The sequence below is a fragment of the Mycobacterium numidiamassiliense genome (assembly GCF_900157365.1).
Lineage (GTDB): Bacteria > Actinomycetota > Actinomycetes > Mycobacteriales > Mycobacteriaceae > Mycobacterium > Mycobacterium numidiamassiliense.
Genome location: NZ_FUEZ01000004.1, coordinates 2,204,779 through 2,222,235, shown reverse-complemented (window position 1 = coordinate 2,222,235; position 17,457 = coordinate 2,204,779). Strand labels below are relative to the sequence as shown.

At 65.2% G+C, this 17,457-nt stretch carries 17 protein-coding genes; 6 read left to right on the top strand and 11 right to left on the bottom strand.

Annotated elements, in window-relative coordinates:
• Positions 1–33 precede the first annotated feature (33 nt).
• The 3 genes from MNAB215_RS19120 to MNAB215_RS19110 all read left to right on the top strand — a co-directional run bounded on the left by MNAB215_RS19120 (position 34) and on the right by MNAB215_RS19110 (position 3,993).
• Positions 34–1,239: an amidohydrolase family protein gene (locus MNAB215_RS19120; RefSeq protein ID WP_077080208.1), complete on the top strand. Its 1,206-nt coding sequence runs from the start codon at positions 34–36 to the stop codon at positions 1,237–1,239.
• A gap of 175 nt (positions 1,240–1,414) precedes the next feature.
• Positions 1,415–1,897 carry an anti-sigma factor antagonist gene (locus MNAB215_RS19115; RefSeq protein WP_077080207.1) on the top strand — a complete coding sequence of 161 codons (483 nt, stop codon included), beginning with the start codon at positions 1,415–1,417 and terminating at the stop codon, positions 1,895–1,897.
• Between the two features lie 131 nt (positions 1,898–2,028).
• Entirely contained in the window at positions 2,029–3,993 is a 1,965-nt protein-coding gene (locus MNAB215_RS19110; protein WP_077080206.1) for a SpoIIE family protein phosphatase, read from the top strand.
• Positions 3,994–4,002: 9 nt separating this feature from the next.
• On the opposite strand, the gene MNAB215_RS19105 is transcribed toward MNAB215_RS19110, so the two are convergent.
• From MNAB215_RS19105 to MNAB215_RS19075, 7 genes are read right to left on the bottom strand one after another with little or no spacing between them, the layout of a single operon-like run.
• Positions 4,003–5,238 (bottom strand): acyl-CoA dehydrogenase family protein, encoded by a 1,236-nt coding sequence (locus MNAB215_RS19105; protein WP_077082152.1) that lies wholly within the window; start codon positions 5,236–5,238, stop codon positions 4,003–4,005.
• A gap of 11 nt (positions 5,239–5,249) precedes the next feature.
• Entirely contained in the window at positions 5,250–6,392 is a 1,143-nt protein-coding gene (locus tag MNAB215_RS19100; RefSeq protein ID WP_077080205.1) for an acyl-CoA dehydrogenase family protein, read from the bottom strand.
• Positions 6,393–6,439: 47 nt separating this feature from the next.
• Entirely contained in the window at positions 6,440–7,405 is a 966-nt protein-coding gene (locus MNAB215_RS19095) for an alpha/beta hydrolase (protein ID WP_077080204.1), read from the bottom strand.
• Positions 7,406–7,423: 18 nt separating this feature from the next.
• Complete coding sequence (locus MNAB215_RS19090) at positions 7,424–7,918, bottom strand: hypothetical protein (protein ID WP_245830354.1); 495 nt, start codon at positions 7,916–7,918, stop codon at positions 7,424–7,426.
• Positions 7,890–9,056: an amidohydrolase family protein gene (locus tag MNAB215_RS19085; RefSeq protein ID WP_077080203.1), complete on the bottom strand. Its 1,167-nt coding sequence runs from the start codon at positions 9,054–9,056 to the stop codon at positions 7,890–7,892. Before MNAB215_RS19085 ends, MNAB215_RS19090 begins: the two co-directional genes overlap by 29 nt.
• A complete protein-coding gene (locus MNAB215_RS19080; protein WP_077082150.1) occupies positions 9,053–10,111 on the bottom strand; it encodes an amidohydrolase family protein in 1,059 nt (352 codons plus the stop codon). The genes MNAB215_RS19085 and MNAB215_RS19080 overlap by 4 nt, the downstream gene beginning before the upstream one ends.
• Before the next feature lie 5 nt (positions 10,112–10,116).
• The gene (locus MNAB215_RS19075) at positions 10,117–10,458 is read right to left on the bottom strand and encodes a Rieske (2Fe-2S) protein (RefSeq protein ID WP_245830353.1); all 342 of its coding nucleotides are present in this window, start codon (positions 10,456–10,458) and stop codon (positions 10,117–10,119) included.
• A 169-nt stretch (positions 10,459–10,627) separates the two neighbouring features.
• On the opposite strand from MNAB215_RS19075, the gene MNAB215_RS19070 reads away from it, so the two are divergent.
• Together MNAB215_RS19070 and MNAB215_RS19065 are read left to right on the top strand one after the other, a co-directional pair.
• A complete protein-coding gene (locus MNAB215_RS19070; protein ID WP_077080201.1) occupies positions 10,628–11,842 on the top strand; it encodes a cytochrome P450 in 1,215 nt (404 codons plus the stop codon).
• Positions 11,839–12,996, top strand: coding sequence for a Zn-dependent alcohol dehydrogenase (locus tag MNAB215_RS19065; RefSeq protein WP_077080200.1), 1,158 nt, complete (start codon positions 11,839–11,841; stop codon positions 12,994–12,996). Before MNAB215_RS19070 ends, MNAB215_RS19065 begins: the two co-directional genes overlap by 4 nt.
• 17 nt (positions 12,997–13,013) lie before the next feature.
• Here MNAB215_RS19065 and MNAB215_RS19060 read toward each other — a convergent pair whose 3' ends face one another.
• The 4 genes from MNAB215_RS19060 to MNAB215_RS19045 form a co-directional block, all read right to left on the bottom strand.
• On the bottom strand, positions 13,014–13,760 hold the full coding sequence (locus MNAB215_RS19060) for an SDR family NAD(P)-dependent oxidoreductase (RefSeq protein WP_245830352.1): 747 nt from the start codon (positions 13,758–13,760) through the stop codon (positions 13,014–13,016).
• A 94-nt stretch (positions 13,761–13,854) separates the two neighbouring features.
• Positions 13,855–14,109 (bottom strand): dsRBD fold-containing protein, encoded by a 255-nt coding sequence (locus MNAB215_RS19055; RefSeq protein WP_077080199.1) that lies wholly within the window; start codon positions 14,107–14,109, stop codon positions 13,855–13,857.
• A gap of 137 nt (positions 14,110–14,246) precedes the next feature.
• On the bottom strand, positions 14,247–15,071 hold the full coding sequence (locus tag MNAB215_RS19050) for an SDR family NAD(P)-dependent oxidoreductase (RefSeq protein WP_077080198.1): 825 nt from the start codon (positions 15,069–15,071) through the stop codon (positions 14,247–14,249).
• 69 nt (positions 15,072–15,140) lie between these two features.
• Entirely contained in the window at positions 15,141–16,319 is a 1,179-nt protein-coding gene (locus tag MNAB215_RS19045; protein ID WP_077080197.1) for a PucR family transcriptional regulator, read from the bottom strand.
• Positions 16,320–16,481: 162 nt separating this feature from the next.
• Between MNAB215_RS19045 and MNAB215_RS19040 the strand changes: the two genes are divergently transcribed.
• Positions 16,482–17,456 carry a quinone oxidoreductase family protein gene (locus MNAB215_RS19040; RefSeq protein WP_077080196.1) on the top strand — a complete coding sequence of 325 codons (975 nt, stop codon included), beginning with the start codon at positions 16,482–16,484 and terminating at the stop codon, positions 17,454–17,456.
• Position 17,457 lies beyond the last annotated feature (1 nt).

Sequence of the window (17,457 nt, the reverse complement as noted above, 5' to 3'; positions counted from 1 at the left end):
TTGAGAATCCCAGACTTCTGCAAGGAGATCGCCATGCCCTCTCGCGAGCTTCCGTACCCCGTGTTCGACGCCGACAACCACATGTACGAACCGCAGGAAGCACTGACCAAGTTCCTTCCGGACAAGCGCAAGAACGTCATCGATTACGTTCAGGTCCGCGGTCGGACCAAGATCGTGGTGCGCGGCCACATCAGCGACTACATCCCCAACCCGACGTTCGAGGTGGTGGCCCGGCCGGGCGCCCAGGAGGACTACTTCCGCAACGGCTCGCAAGGTAAGAGCTACCGCGAGATCCTCGGCGAGCCGATGAAGGCCATTCCCGCCTTTCGCGAACCCGGTGCACGCCTCGAGGTCATGGACGAACTTGGCATCGACTACGCCCTGATGTTCCCGACGCTGGCCAGCCTGGTCGAAGAGCGCATGAAAGACGACCCGGAGATGACCCACGACGTCATCCATGCCCTCAACGAGTGGATGCACGAGCAGTGGTCGTTCAACTACCAGGACCGCATCTTCGCCACCCCGGTCATCACCTTGCCCATCGTGGACCGCGCGCTCGAAGAACTGGAATGGTGCCTCGAGCGCGGCGCGCGCACCGTGCTGGTCCGCCCGGCACCGGTGCCCGGCTACCGCGGCAGCCGGTCGTTCGGCCTCGAGGAGTTCGACCCGTTCTGGCAGGCCTGTGTGCGCGCCGAGATCCCGGTATCGATGCACGCCTCCGACAGCGGATACTCCGAGCTGCTCAACATCTGGGAGCCCGGCGACGAGTTCCTGCCGTTCAAACCGACCGCCTTCCGGAGCCTGGCGATGGGCCACCGCCCCATCGAAGACGCGTTCGGCGCGCTGATCTGCCACGGTGCGCTGACCCGCAATCCCGACCTGCGGATCCTGTCCATCGAGAACGGCGCCGACTGGGTTCCGACCCTGTTCAGGGGCCTCAAGGGCGTCTACAAGAAGATGCCGCAGGCGTTCGCCGAAGACCCGATCGAGACCTTCAAGCGGTGCGTCTACGTCAGCCCGTTCTGGGAGGACCGCTTCGCCGAGATCGTCAAGATGGTCGGCACCGACCGGGTGGTCTTCGGATCGGACTGGCCGCACCCCGAGGGCCTCAAGGACCCGATCACCTTCGTCGACGAGCTGACCGACTTCAGCGACGAGGACAAGGCCAAAATCATGGGCGGCAACCTGATGAAGCTCATGAAGGTGTCCAAGCCGGCCAAGAAGCCGGTCTCCGCCTGATCGAACCCTGAGCAGCGCCCGCCTCAGTTGTCTGCCCTGGTCAACGGCGGGTCGGTAGACGCGGGCTTCGGCCTTGCTATAGAAAAGAACCTCTGCGCGTCATCCGAAGGTCTGTCTTCGGCTATTGACGGGCATCGATTTACGACATCGCCGGGGGGCGACTAGGGAGCGCGCGATGGACAGGGTTTCCGTGGAGTCGTACCTGTCCCCTGCGACGCTCAGCGCCCAGCTGCTCGCTGAGCTGAGCGATCCGCGCAGCACCCTGCGGGCAACGATCCAGCGCAATGGAGCTGCGGTGATAGTCCTGGCCGGCGGCGAGGTCGATGCCTCCAACGAGAACACCTGGCGCCAGCTGATCGGCGAGGCGGCCACGGTCGCCAACGGGCCTGGCCCGTTCATCGTCGACGTCACCGGACTGGATTTCATGGGCTGCTGCGCATTCGCCGTCCTGGCCGCCGAGGCGGAGCGGTGCCGCGACCGCGGGGTCGAATTGCGCCTCGTGAGCTGCGACTCCGCGGTCGCCCGGCTGATCCGGGCCGGCAATCTCGACGGCCAATTGCGGCTGCACCCGACCACGGATTCCGCCCTGTCGACGGCTGCGTCCCCGCCCAGTCCACGACCCGGTCACGACGCCGTCCGGGCCTCGTTAGCAAACTGATGCACCCTTCACCCGGCCGCCGTTGCTAATCTGATTACTTGCGCATGACAAATAGGGCGGCGCATTTGAGATTATTTTGACTCGGTCCATAACAAAGGCCCGCAGGGAGGCTCCGTAGGAGGGACGGCCATATGGTGGCCGAAAAGGACTGGGACAAAACTGTGGGTGCGGCCGACGATGTGCGCCGCATCTTCGAGAATGTCCCCGCCATGCTCATTGGCCTGGAAGGCCCCGAGCATCGCTTCGTCGCACTCAACGGGGCTTACCGCGCGCTGAATCCCTTCCCCGAGCCGGTGGGCATGCTGGCGAAGGACGTCTATCCCGAACTGGGCAGCCAGCAGATTTTCCAGATGCTCGACCGGGTTTATCAAACCGGTGAATCGCAATCCGGCTCCGAGTGGCGGCTGCAGGCCGATTTCGAAGGTTCCGGAATCGTGGAAAGGTACTTCGACTTTCTCGTCACGGCGCGGCGCCGACCGGACGGATCGATCGAGGGTGTGCAAATCATTTTCGATGACGTCACGAAGCGCGTGCAGGCCCGTCTTGCCGCCGAGGCGCACATGGAGGAACTGTCCGCTCGGTACCGCAACGTCCGCGACTCCGCGATCGTCATGCAGCAGGCGTTGCTGGCCGCCTCGGTGCCCGTCGTTCCCGGAGCCGACGTCAGCGCGGAGTATCTCGTCGCCGCGGAGGACACCGCGGCCGGCGGGGACTGGTTTGATGCGATAGCTCTCGGGGATCGGCTGGTTCTCGTCGTCGGCGACGTCGTCGGCCATGGCGTGGAGGCCGCGGCCGCGATGTCGCAATTGCGCACCGCGCTGCGGATGCAGATCGTCGCGGGCCACACCGTCACCGAAGCACTCGAGGCGGTCGACCGCTTCCACGAATATGTGCCCGGCTCCAGGTCGGCCACCTTGTGCGTGGGCTCACTCGACTACGCCACAGGCGAATTCCAGTACTGCACAGCCGGACACCCACCCCCGTTGTTGGTGAGCGCCGACGCGAACGCGCGCTACGTGGAGCCCTCCGGCGCGGGTCCGCTGGGCAGCCACACCGGTTTTCCGGTGCGCACCGAAACCTTGGGCATCGGGGACTGCATCCTGCTGTATTCGGATGGCCTGATCGAGCGACCCGGCAGGCCGCTGGGCGCCAGCACCGCCGAGTTCGCTGAGCTGGCCGCCAATATCATCCGTGGCGAGGGCGGCTTTGTGATCGATGAGCCCACGCGGCGCATCGACCGGATTTGTTCGGAAACACTCGAATTGCTGCTCCGGGAGACCGGTTACAGCGACGACGTCACACTGCTTGCGACCCAACGGCGCACCCCACCGCCACCGCTGCACATGACACTGGACGCGACGATCCAGACCGCGCGCACCGTTCGCTCCCGGCTTCGTGAATGGCTCAACCAGATCGGTGCTCACGCCGACGACATCTCCGACATCGTGCACGCGATCTCGGAGTTCGTCGAGAACGCGGTCGAACACGGTTACGGCACTGAGGTTTCCGGCGGTGTCGTCGTCGACGCATCGTTGGCCGGCGACGGCAACCTGCACGCCTCCGTGCAAGACCACGGGACGTGGAAGGATCACCGCACGGGCGAGCAGGGCCGCGGCCGCGGCCTGGCGATGGCCGAGGCGCTGGTATCCCAGGCGCTGGTCACGCGTGGCAAGAACGGCACCACCGCCAGCCTCACGCACCGGCTCACTCGGCCGGCGAACTTCGTCACCGACGCCATCGGCACCCGAACATCGCGCCGGCGGGCGACCAGCCCCGAATTCACCTCAGTGGTCCGCTACCCGGGCCACATCGTGGTCACCGGCGACGTCGACTCCAACACCGCGTCCACCCTGGATCGCCAGATCGCGGTCGAAAGCCGTTCGGGCATAGCACCTCTGACGATCGATCTGAGCGGTGTCACTCACCTGGGATCGGCAGGCGTCAGCGCCCTGGCTGCCGCGCGCGACCGGGCGCTGCGGCAGGGCGGCGACTGTGTGCTGATCGCCCCGCCCGGCAGCCCCGCACACCACATCTTGTCCATGGTTCAGATACCCGTCGCCAGTGGCGACAACGAGAACGTCTACGTCGAAGAGTAGGAACCTCGGTCAGCGGGGTTTGCCGTGCCGCACCTGATTGAACGGCACCCCGCGATCGGCCGCGTATTCCCTCGGGAAATCCAGCACGCGCTCACCGATTACGTTGCGAGCCATTTCGGTTGTGCCACCACCGATGGCGACGGTCTGACGCGACAAGTAGCGCAGCCCGGTCTCCAGACCGTCGCCGATCTGCCCGACCACACCGGCGGCTCCCGAGATGGACAACGCGGTGTCGACATCCAAAGCCACGGTCTCGGAGTGGAACAATCTGATGAGCGTGCCGGCGGCGGGTGGCAACACGCCGTCTCTGACATTGCGGAACACATGATCGATCAGCTGCTCGGCAACCGCGCGATGCACCATGACGCGGCCGGCCATCTCCTGTACGCGTTCGTTGTCGGCCTGACCCAGCTTGTCCGCAAGAGCAACGTAGTCAACGGGATTGAAATTGCCCCCCTCGCTGCCGCTGCCGCTGGCGAACTCCGAGCCCTGTCCGACCGCTCGGCGTTCGTGGTAGAGCTGCCGCGATGCCACCGCCCAGCCGGCGTTCACCTCACCGACAACCGCATCGTCGCCGACGTCCACCCCGTCGAGGAATTCCTCGCAGAACTCCGTGGATCCACTCAGCATGGTGATGTGCCGCAACGTGATACCCGGATGATGGATCGGCACCAAGAACATGGTCAGCCCCTCGTGCTTGGGCACATCCCAATCGGTGCGGGCCAGACACAGGCCATAGTCCGCGGCGAATGCACTGGTGCTCCAGGTCTTGGCACCGTTGATGACCCAGCGATCCCCTCGGCGTTCGGCGCGAGTGATCACACCGGCCAGATCTGATCCGCCACTGGGTTCACTCAGCAGCTGGACCAACACCTCGTCGCCGCGCAGCGCCGCGGCGATGTGTTGCTTCTTCTGTTCCTCGGTGCCCGCGTCGAGCAGCGTCGCGCAGCAGATGGTGAACGTCGGGACGTTGAGGATCAACGGCATCTCGTACCGCAGCGACTCGTCGTCGAATGCCTTCTGGTACTCGTAGTCCAGACCCAGGCCACCGTATTCGCGGGGGAAGCAGATACCGGCGAATCCGCCTTCATAGAGCCGCTTTTGCAGTTCCCTGGCCCGGTTCCACGCGCGCTCGTCGTCGCGCGGCGCGGCAGGCGGAGCGTCGGGATCGATGGCTGGCATGTTGTCCGCCAACCACTTTCGGGCCCGGGCCGCGAACTCCGCGACGGATTCGGTCGGCGTCATGTGATCGGCTGTCATCGCTGCGCGCGCGCCGCTCGCTCGGCCTGATACACCCGCAGGTTGTGTTCCTCCGGTGTGCCGAACATGGAGCGGTACAACGCAACCCGCCGCAGGTAGAGGTGCAGATCGTGCTCCCAGGTGACGCCGATGCCGCCGTGCATCTGGACGCACGCCTGCACCACCCGGCCGGCCATCTCGCCGACGTACGACTTGGCGATGCTCACCGACACCCCCGCCTCGGGTGAGCGCGCGGCCACCGCGGCGACGGCCGCGGCCGTGGTGGCACGGCACGCTTCCAGCCAGAGCTTCATGTCGGCGAAGTTGTGTTTGAGCGCCTGGTAGGACGCCAGCGGGCGCCCGAAAGTGTGCCGGTCCAGCGCCCATTGGGTGGTGAAGTCGAACACCGTCTGCAGGATGCCGACCACCTCGGCGCATTGCAGCAGCTGGGCGATCTGGCTCTGCCGCTCGATCAGCGCGGGAGTTTCGGCCGCGCTGCCGACGATCGCGGACGGCTCGACGACCACACCGTCGAACCGCACTTGCGCGAATTGCTTGACCAGATCGACCGACTGCTGCGGCACAACCTGGACGCCTGCAGCGTCCGCCGGGACGAGCAGCTGGCGAATCTCGTCCCCGCATCGCGCCACCACCAGCAACAGCCCACTCTGTGCGCCGGCCTCCACCCGATCCTTGGTGCCGTCGATCCGGTACCCGGAGTCGGTCTGGGTGGCCGTGACCGACGGATCCAGTGGTGCCCAGCCCCGGCCGGGCTCGCAGACCGCCCACGAGGCCACCGCTGCACCCGACATCAGCGACTCGATGGTGTCGGCATGGGTTTGCGCGTCGGCGCTTTCGACGAGCGCGGTGAGCACGACGCTGACCGGGTACAGCGGTCCCGGCGCCACCGTCTTGCCGAGTTGTTCGGCGACCATGGCCAAATCCGTGACGCCGCTGTCGGAGACACTGCCGCCGCCAAGGTGCTCCGGAACCAGTAGAGCCGTCCACCCGAGTTCGGCCGCGCGCTGCCACCAGGCGGGGTCAAAGGACACTCCTTCGGCATGCAGTTCCCGGACGCGGCGCAGCGGCGCTTCCTTCTGCAGAAACGACTGGGTTGTCGAGGCGAACAGAATCGTTTCGGGTGATTCGACGACGGTCATGGTGCCGACTTGGCCTTCCTGGGCATGGGGTAGGTGATCATCCGTTGCTACATCGCGAACACGCGGCGCAGCGACATCGCATGCAGAGCCAGGTTCTCTTGCGAGACAACCCAATCCGGTACGATCGCATCGAAGCCGTTGAATGTGGCTGCGATGACGTGCAATTCGGTGTGGACGAAGGCATGCAGCAGCCGGTTGGCGTAGGCGATCGCCTCATCGCGGCACGGGTCGATCTCCGAGCAGCTCATGAACGTCGGAGGGAGCCCCTCCAGATTCGCCCGGTGCGCCGGAACATGTTGACCGCCAACGCTGTCCGGGCCGAGGTAGTGGCTCCATGCGCGACTGACGGCGGGACCGTTGAGTCCGGGTGTGCGCTGGAACTCACGCCGCGACGGCGTCGCATCGCAGTCGAGCATCGGCTGGTGCAGGATCTGCATGAGAATCTGCGGGCCCTCGTTGTCGAACGTGCGCTGAGCCAGGCCGGCGACCAGCGCGGCACCGGCATCCCTGCCCATCACCGCGATGCGCGACGGATCCGCGTCCAGCTTGGCGCTGTTGTCGATGACATAGCGCAACGCCGCATCAAGATCCTGCAAGGGCGCCGGACACGGGTTTTCGGGAGCCAGCCGGTAATCGACCGAGACGATCAGGCAGCCCGCCGCGCGGGCCAGCTCGACGCACTGCGCATGGTCGGTGTCCAGGTTTCCGGTCACGAAAGCGCCGCCGTGGGCATACAAGGCCACCGGCGCCCCCGAAGTGCTCTCGACGCGACCGCGATACAACCGAAGAGCCAACTGGCCACCCTCCGGGCCGGCGATGGACAGCGACTCGATGTCGACACCTTCGGTGTTGGCCGCTGCGGCCCGTTCGGCGGCGGCCTTGTTGGCCCGTTCCCGCTCGGCGGGCAGCGATTCGGCCCGGAACTCGACGACCCCCAGCTCGCTCGCCGCCTCCCGCAGCACCGGGTCGAGCCGGTTAAGGCTTTGCGGCCGTATCAGATTCGTTTGAGTCATACCTCTCAACTTCCGGGCTTATGGCACAGCATGGGCGTCGGGGCCAGGCGGGTCACCAGGTCCAAAACCATCTCCAAGGTAGACCTGCGATTCCATGTGGTGAACGATGAGGTACCTATTGCCGCGAAGTCGCAGTAGCCAGGTGATCCAGCTGGCCCCCGAGTGGGCGATATCGGAGCCTGCGCCGGTGAAACTCCATCGGCTCAGCAGGACGCAGCGCGCGAATCCACCGGCGAGTACTTCGGCGGACCACAGCTGCGAGAACACCAACGCGCGCGTGAGCCGGCCTGCCAGCCGGCCCCAGTGCCGGTCCAACGCTTCGGCACCGATGAGCGGCGTCGGATATTCGTCACCGATGTAGATCGGCTGCGGGGTCTCGCGTTCCCAGAGGCCAGCCACACCGGCGATGTCCAGCGCTAACCACCTCTGGTCATACTCCCTGATCAGAGCCGTCAGCCCGGCAATAAGCCCGGGCTGCGCCGGCTCAGCTTCCGGCGGTGTCAGGCCGCTCACCGGGGAGTGCTTTGACGGTCGGCGGCAGGCCGTATAACGCCGTCGCGTTACCGCGCATGATCCGCTCGCGCTGGTCGGCGGGGAACCGGTTGACCGCGTACGAGGGCGAGTCGTAGCTCCAGTGCGGATAGTCCGTCGAGAACATGAGGTTGTCCCCCAGATCCATCATCTCCAGGTACTCGCGGAAGCCCATGGTGTCGGCGTCCTCGAGTGGCTGGGTGGTGAACCTGACATGCTCACGCACGTAGTCCGACGGACGGCGACGCACCTGCGGCAGGTCCCCGCGGCGGGCTTCCCAGATTCGGTCCATCCGCGTCATGACGGGCATCGCCCAGGTGAAGCCACCCTCGACGAACACCACCCGCAGGTTGGGGTGCCGGTCGAATGCGCCGTCGAACACCAGGCTCATCAGATGCGACACGTACAGCAGCGGCCAGGACGCGAAGAAGTCGTGCCAGTGCGCGGGGTTGCCGACCGGGTAGATCGGAATCAGCTCGAACGGGGTCTGACCCATCAGATGCGTGGCGACCGGGAGGCCGTTTCGCGAGGCCGCTTCGTAGAGGGGGTCGAAATGTGGGTTGCCGAACGGGATTCCGCGGGTCTGCGGTGTCATCAGCACCTGGGCCATGTAGGGATGGCCCGCCCATCGCTCGACTTCGCGGGCGGCCAGCTCCGGAGTCTGGGCGCTGACGCTGATCGACCCGCGCCAGCGACCGTGTGCGTTGTGCTTGTCCAGCCACACGTCGGCCAGCCAGTCGTTGTAGGTGGACTTCAGCACGTGCTCGGCCTGCGGTAGCTGCGCGTCGCACATGGGCTCCAGCGTCGCGATGCTGACACCGGCATCGAGAAGCAGTTGCTTGGCGGCGAAATCCGGGTCGCTGCCGGCGAATCCACCATTGGGCGGCGCGGAGTCCATCCGCACCGAGTTCGTCTTGTAGGAATCCGGGGTGTCGTAGAAGTACGACACCGGGCTGGCCTCATTTCCGGTCGCCCAGATCTTGTCCACCCATTCGGCCGGCGCGTAGGACTTGAGCACCTCCGGCTTAAGAGGCACCGGGTGCACATCGGTGTCGACGATGCTCACCGCGATTTCGTCTTCCTGGCCAGTCTGCGATTCCAGCCGTTCGATCGTGGTCATTGCGCTCGCTCCTTTGCTTCAAGCCCGTAAAGCTCACTGGCGTTTCGCCACAACACCTTGTCGCGCTGGACGGGATCGAGGCCCTCGGCGGCCGCCTCCGGCCTTGAGGCGGACCAGTGGGGATAGCTCGATCCGTACATCAACAGGTCGGATTTGCCGGTGAACTCCATCCAGCGCTGCGTGTGGCCCGGCTCGGGCGCCCCGTCGAACGCCGACGAACAGAACCGGACATGACCGGGCAGGTATTCACTCGGATAGCGGTCGACCCATGGCGTCTGGTCGCGCATCGACAGCCAAAAGGTGTCGAGCCGCCACATCAGCGGGGTGAGGATGTCGTAGCCACCGTCGGCGAAGACGAACCTCAAGTCGGGCAGCCGGCCGAACACGCCCTCGACGATCAGCGTGGCCAGATGCACGAAGTAGTTCAGCGGCATGAACGCCGCATAGCCGGGATAGGTGTGCGCGTGCCCGGCGAACGTGGGGGCATAGTCGACACCGTTGCCGCCGTTGATGTGCACCGCGACCGGTAGACCGTGGGCGGCGGCGGCCTCCCAGATGGGTTCGAACATCGGCTTGCCGTACGGCTCGCGCGACTGCATCGGAACACCGACTTGCACCAGCTTCGGGTGTCCGGCCAGGCGTTCGATCTCCGCGACGGCGCCCCTGGGGTCTTCGGGATTGACCCGGATGGTGCCTAGAAACCGGTCCGCGTATCGGCCGGTGGTGTCGGGCTCGAGCCAGCGGTCGAGCAGCCAATCGTTGACCGCGGCGCAGATTCTGCTGTTGAGCAAGTAGTCGGCGATGTTGCCGCGGGTCAACGGGTTCAGGATCGCGTAGTCCACGCCGGCCTCGTCGAACAGATGACGGCTGACGGTCTCGGGATCCGAGCCCGGATAGTGCTGTCCGTAGAGGTCTTGGCGGTAGTCGCCGCCGGGTGCTTGATACCACTGCCGCTCGACGTCGGGGATCGCCCGCAGTCGGTGGGAGTCGGGCAGGTAGCGCCTGATCTCGGCGTTGTAGCGGAAGTGCGGCTGTACGTTCGCGTCGATAATCATGGGGTTCATGCGGTCAGGTACACCTCTCCGTCGCTGACATCGACGTGGTAGGTGCGGACGCGACGTCGCGGGTCGGCAAGGTTTTGACCCGTGGTGACATCGAATTCCCAGTTGTGCCAAGGGCATCGCACGATCTGCCCGTCACGCACCCGGCGCATCCGGTCGGGCGATTCGGGAGCCGATTCGTTGGTGCCGCCGATCAGCCCCAGGCACAGCGGGGCGCCCTCGTGCGAGCAGTAGTTCACGATCGCGTACAGCGCGCCGTGCACGTTGTACACGCCCACGCCGAACTTCCCGACGTCGACCAGCTTCATCCCACCGGGCGGCAGGTCGTCGAGGGAGCACACGAATCGTCGCGTAGGCACCTGGGAATCACCGCCTCCTGGACACTCCCGCATTCATCCTGAGCCCGTTACGGTAACCATGACAAGTCATTGGGCTTCGTTGCTATTTATACTATGATAGCGACAATCCCGCTGCATCTATCCGCCATACCGGCTGCTCAGGAGGAGGCTGATGACGCTCGGCACCGATCCCGTCGTCTTGGACACCACTGGTGAATCCAGTCCCTATCCGTATTTCGAGTACATGAGGCGAACCGATCCGGTGTGGCACGGCACCTACATGGATCAATCACAGCTGCCGGAGGAGTTGCGGCCGAACGACGAGTGGGTGCTGTTCGGCTACGACGGTGTGTTTCAGGGTTTCCGCGACGACAAGACCTTCACCTCGGCCGCCTACGACAAGACCATCGGATTGGTCATGGGCCACACCATTTTGGCGATGGGCGGCAAGGAGCACCACGACCATCGCAGCTTGGTGGCCAAGGCCTTTCGCGCCACGGCACTGGAACGCTGGGAGCCCTCGGTCATCGCGCCGGTCTGCAATGAGCTGATCGACGAAATCAAATACCAGGGTCACGCCGACCTGGTGAAGGCGCTGACGTTCGAATTTCCCACCCGGATCATCTCCGTACTCCTTGGTCTTCCCCCTGAGGACCTCGACATGTTCCGCCGACTGTCGCTCGACCTCATCTCCATCCCCACCGACATCGTCGCGGGGCTGAACGCCGCCAACGAGCTGCACGGTTACTTCCTCAATCAGGTCGAGCAGCGGCGCCGCAAAGCCACCGACGACATCATCGGCGACCTGGTGGCCGCCGAGATCGACGGCGAAAAGCTCACCGACGAAGCGATCATCGCGTTCCTGCGCCTGCTGCTACCCGCCGGACTGGAAACCACGTACCGTTCGTCGGGCAACCTGCTGTATCTGTTGCTGACCCACCCCGACCAACTCGCGATGGTCGACCAGGACCGGTCGCTGATTCCGAGCGCGATCGAAGAGGGTCTGCGGGTGGAGACTCCGCTCACCATGGTCATGCGGACCACCACCAAGGAAGTCGAAATCGGTGGCAAGACAATCCCGGCCGAGGCGCAGGTCGACATGTGCATGGGCTCGGCCAACCGCGACGAAAGCCGGTGGCCCGACTCCAACAAGTTCGACATCCGCCGGCCCCGGCAAGCGCATATCGCCTTTGCCGGCGGCATTCACATGTGCCTCGGAATGCACCTGGCGCGGCTCGAAACCCAGGTGATGCTGAACAGCTTGCTGGACCGTGTCACCGATCTGGCTTTTGTTCCCGACGACGGAAGCGGTGACGACGCCAGGATCGTCGGCCTCACCTTCCGCTCCCCCAACAAACTTCCCGTCACGTTCACCCCGGCCGCATGAAAAGCCGCGCAGCCATCCTGCATGACGTCGGCGGGCCATGGTCCGTCGAGGAGTTCGAACTCGATCCGCCGCAGGCGGGCGAAGTCCTCGTCGAGATGGCCGCCGCCGGGCTGTGCCACTCCGACGACCACATCCTCAAAGGCGACATGGCCGCGCCCAACGAGATGCTCCGGAAACTCGGGCTGCCGACCATGTTCCCGACCATCGGCGGCCACGAGGGCTCTGGAACAGTACGCGAAGTCGGCAACGGCGTAACCGAATTCGCGCCGGGCGACCACGTGGTGATGTCGTTCGTCGCGGTGTGCGGTCAGTGCCGCTGGTGTGCGAGCGGCATGGAGTACATCTGCGACATGGGTGCCAGCGTCATGACGCCCGGCATGCCGACCGACGGCACCTTCCGCCATCACACCGCCGATGGCAAACCGCTTGGCCACATAGCCAAGGTCGGCGCCTTCGCCAAACACACTGTGGTGTCAACAAATTCCCTCGTCAAGATCGAGCCACACCTGCCGCTGGCACCTAGCGCACTGCTGTCCTGCGCGATTCCGACCGGCTTTGGATCGGTCGCCAACCGATCCGGCATGCGGGTGGGCGACACCGTCGTGGTGGTCGGCGTCGGCGGCATCGGCACGGGCGCGATCCAGGGCGCCCGGGTCGGCGGCGCCGCGCAGATCGTTGCCGTCGATCCGGTGGAGTTCAAACAGAAGTCGGCCCTGCAGTTCGGTGCCACGCACACCGCGGCGACCGCGGCCGACGCGCTGGAGCTGGTGCGCGAGCTGACCTACGGCGTCATGGCCGACGCAGTGGTGGTGTCGCCGTCCCTGATCAAACCCGACGACGTCCGCGATGCACTGAAGCTCACCCGCAAGGGCGGCACCTGTGTGCTCACCGGCATGACCTCGCAGTTGACCAGCTCAGTCAAGATCGATCTGCAGGACTTCATCCTGATGAATAAGTCGCTGGCCGGCACCGTCTTCGGCTCGTGCAACCCGAAGGCGGATATTTTCCGGCTGGCCAGGCTCTACCAGACCGGGCAGCTCCTGCTCGACGAGATGATCACCCGGCGCTACCGTCTCGACGACGTCAATGATGCCTACGACGACCTCCGGAACGGCAAAATCGTCAGGGGCATCATCGATTTCGGGATCGAGTGAGTCACCGCCGAACGAGGTCATCTGCGGTCACCCTTCTTCATCACCCGTTGGAGTTGACCGTACGCATCGATCGGACTATGCAGGGCCAGCCCACCGTCGGCGTGCACGATCTGGCCTGTCACCCAAGGTAATTCGAGCACACCGACGATCGCCCCAGCCACGTCGGTGGCCTCGCCCAGGCCACCCAGCGCCGTCCGTTCGGACAGGCCTTCGACCCAGCCGGGCAGGCGTTCGGGGTTGGGCAGCATCGGCGTTCGGGTGACGCCGGGTCCCACCGCGTTTACCCGGATGCCATGAGTCCCCCACTCCACTGCGGCGACCTTCACCAGCATGTCCACCCCAGCCTTCGACACACAGTAAGCACCCATATCCCGATCGGCGATGATGCCGCTGATGCTGGAAACGGCCACCATCGAACCACCCACTGCCGCGTCGATCATGGCTTGGGCTGCCGCGCGAAGAGTCAGCCAGGTGCCGGTCAGGTTAACCCCCAACACTTTTCCCCATTGCACGGGTGACTGGTCCAGCAGCATGCCCGACGCGCCGACTCCCGCGCAAGCCACCACCCGGATGGGCACACCGCGCTCGCGCACAGTCTGCTCCATGGCCGCCGACACCGCGTCAGGATCGCTGATGTCGCAGGCGATATCACCTCCCGAAAGGTCCCACACCACGACGTCGTGACCCGCCTCGCGCAGCCTTCCGGCGACTTCGCACCCGATACCCGACGCTCCGCCCGTCACCAAGGCAATCGCGGCACTCACTGCGCGGACCCGATCAGCTGATGAACACCAATCACGAGCGCGATTTTAGTCCTGAATGTGGCCTACGGCGTCGTCGACGGGCCGGCTGGCCGCGTCAGCTCCTAACGCGGCACAGCGCGGTCACTTGATTGGCCAGATCCGACAACGCCCGAGCCGCCGCCAGCTCCGCGGTTTCGCGCAACAACGTGTCGGATGGATGACGATAAGCCACGCCCTGCCCCGCCAAATATGAACTGCCCCATTGTAACTCGGCCGTAGCGTACATCTTTCCGCGACGCTCGTCGATGGATAAGTTGACCATTTGATGTGTGGCGAAATTCGAGCGACTGTTGTGGTGCATGCGGTACATCTCCGGATCATGCTCGCGGGACAGTGTCCCTTTTGAGCCTATGCACCTACGTGATGCCTTAAAGGGCCCTTGGTCCCGATTGGGCAGTCCATTGGACACTTTGTGCCAGGTGATCGCCGGACGCAGCGTCGCGAATGCTATGTGATCCTGGCCAGGGTGCGATCCCAGAGCTCGCTGGCGAGGCGGGGATCGTAGGCGGCACGATGGGATTTTGCGATCCGGTGCTTCGAGTAGTACTCGCCGGAAGTCCAGTCGACACCGGGCGTGCTGGACGCGAGCCACACGAGCTGGCCGGCTCCTTCATCTGCGCTCGCGGTGAACAGCACTGTCGGCGTGTACTTCTGCATGAAGACAAGGAAGCGCGATCCGGAGGACTTGCCGATGTTGGAGTTGACGTTGCCGGGGTGAAATGTTGCGGCAGCAAGTCCACTGGCAGCGTAGCGCTGGTGTAATTCCCTGGTGAACAACACGATTGCCATCTTGGTGAGCGCATAGGCGATCGCGGGGCGGCGGCGGGCGGTGTCCTCCAAGGCGTCGACGGTGACTCCGCGAAGCAATTTGTGCGACGAGCTGGTTGTGTTCACCACGGTGGCACGGGATTCGACGAGGACATCGAGCAGTTGGGTGGTGAGCAGAAACGGGGCCAGGTAGTTGACCTGATACGTCCTTTCGAGGCCGTCGACGGTGGTCTGCGGTTTGCTGACCAGGCCGCCCGCGTTGTTGGCCAATACGTCGATGCGCGGGTACTCGGAACGAATCTTGTCCGCCAGGGCGCGCACCGCAGACAGGTCGGCGAAGTCGGCGATGAAGTAATCCGCGCCTAACTCCTCGGCGACCGCGATGGTCTTGTCTTGCGAGCGGCCCACCACGACGACCTTGTCGCCGCCACGGCTCAGCCGGCGCGCCGCCGCCGCGCCGATGCCATCGCTGGCACCCGTGATGACGATCGTCTTAGACGTCATGTCGATCTGACCTCCACGGGGAGTGTATCGACAACCCGATAAACGGGCCGCTCAATGAAAAGCCAGTGCTCAGCGCAGCCTGGAATCGATTTCGAAGGCCAGACACAACTCGGCGAGTTCGAGTGGAACGCCGATCGATCGGCCGGTGTGTTCCTCGATCCGGCGTAACCGGTGCCGAACGGTGTTGGGATGACAGAACAGCGCCGCCGCGGCGTCGGGTATCGAACCACGATGCGCCGCCCATACCCGAAACGTCTGGAATAGCAGGTTGCGATCCGCGGCGCCGTCCAGGCCACCGAGCACCGCGTCGGCCAGGCGCAGGTTGACGTCGGGAGCGGTCACCGCGGCCACGCCCAGGACGCTGTCCTCGAACTCGACGACCGGTTCGTCCGCACTCGTTCCGGTGACCGCGATCCTGGCGTATCGAAGCGCGGTTCCGATGTCCGACAGCGCATCGAAGCGCGGACTGACCCCGGCGCCATGGCTGCTCGTGCGTCGCAGTGTCGCGATCAGGCCGGCGCGAGCGGCATCCGAGGGCAGGTGCACGATGCCGATCTGCAGCTCGGGCAGCAGCCGCCACGCGGAATAGATGTCCAGGCTGCGTAGCTTGTCGACGATGCCCGACAGCGCATGTTTGCCCAGCTCCGGCGTGCGCGCCGCGACCACGACGTAGGGCCCCCGCGTAGGAAGCCCCAGCAGGTCGGCAATTTCCCAGGGACTGTGGCCGGCCGATACCGTGCCGGAAAACAAAGCTTCGGTGAGTGCCGCGCGTTCGGCCTCGTCGTCGACGGCCTGCTGGGTCGCGCGCCGACGGTAGCCGTGGGTCATCGCGTTGGTGTAGACGTCCTGCGCCTCCCAGATGCGTTCGGTCACCGCCAGCAATGCGTGCCGCGAGATACTGTCGTGCGCCTCCACGATGTCCAGGAGTGCTTGCCAGATCAGGTGCGACCCGATCCGATAGGCCGCCATCACCACCGGCAGCGGAACCCGGCTCTGCGCGCGCGATTCGCCGGTCTCGGTCGCCGGGGTGGTGTCGAACGACTGCGGGCCGGCCAATCCGCTGAAGATGAAACGCACATTGGCGGTGCAGCTTTCGATGAGCTCGTCGCTGCTGACCACCTCGGCATGCTGGTAGAAGTCGATCTCGGCCCACACCGCCGAGGCGACGGCAGCGCCGAGTTGTTCGGTTCGCCGCGCCAATTCGGCACCGATTAGCGACACCTGCTCAGCCGTGTTGTCCGCACTCATGCACTAAACGTAGAAGCGCAGAGCGCAATCGTCACCCCCGCACCTCAGTTTTACGCATGGGTGAGGCCATGTCGATGTCGTCGCGAACAACGTCGGGCGCCGCCCGGTGTCCCGCTGCACAATCGCGTCGACAGGCCGGCGGCGGTGCCGCAAACTGGGGCCATGCATGGAATTGAAGTCGCCGAACTCGGCGGGCCGGAAGTGTTGTCCTACGTTGAGATCTCACGACCATCGCCGGGCCCCGGTGAGGTATTGATCAAGGCCGAGGCGATCGGCGTGAATTTCATCGACACCTACTTCCGGACAGGGCTGTATCCGCACGAGTTGCCCTTCGTGCTCGGCGCCGAGGTGGCCGGCACCGTCGAGGCGGTCGGCGACGAAGTGACCGGAATACAGGTCGGCCAGCGGGTAGCGTCCGCGGATGCGGTCGGCGCCTACGCCGAATACTGCGTTGCGCCAGCTACTCTCGTCGCGACGTTACCCGACGGCGTGGGCTCCGACGTCGCCGCCGCGGCGCTGTTGAAGGGCATGACGGCACACCTGCTGGTCAAATCGGTCTACCCGGTACAGCCCGGGGACACGGTGTTGCTGCACGCCGGTGCGGGCGGAGTGGGTCTGATCCTCACCCAGTGGGCGACGAGTTTGGGAGCGCGCGTCATCACCACCGCCTCCACGCCCGCCAAGGCCGACTTGTCGCGTCAAGCCGGCGCGGTCGAGGTACTCGACTATCCAGACGATCCGCAAGAGTTCGGCGCGAAGGTCCGCGAGCTGACCGACGGCAAGGGGGTGGCCGCCGTCTATGACGGGGTGGGCAAGTCGACATTCGACGCCAGCCTGGCCAGTCTCGCCGTCCGCGGCACCCTCGCATTGTTCGGCGCGTCGTCGGGACCGGTGCCCCCGATGGACCCACAGCGGCTCAACGCGGCGGGCTCGGTATATCTCACCCGGCCGTCGCGGATTCACTTCGTGCGTAGCCGTGATGAGTTTGCTTGGCGGACAGACGAGTTGCTCAACCTGATCGCCGCGGGAACCATTGCCATCACAGTGAGTGCGCATTACCCGCTTGCGCACGCCGCGGACGCACACCGGGATCTGCAGGGCCGCAAAACCACCGGCTCGGTCGTCCTCACGCCGTAGC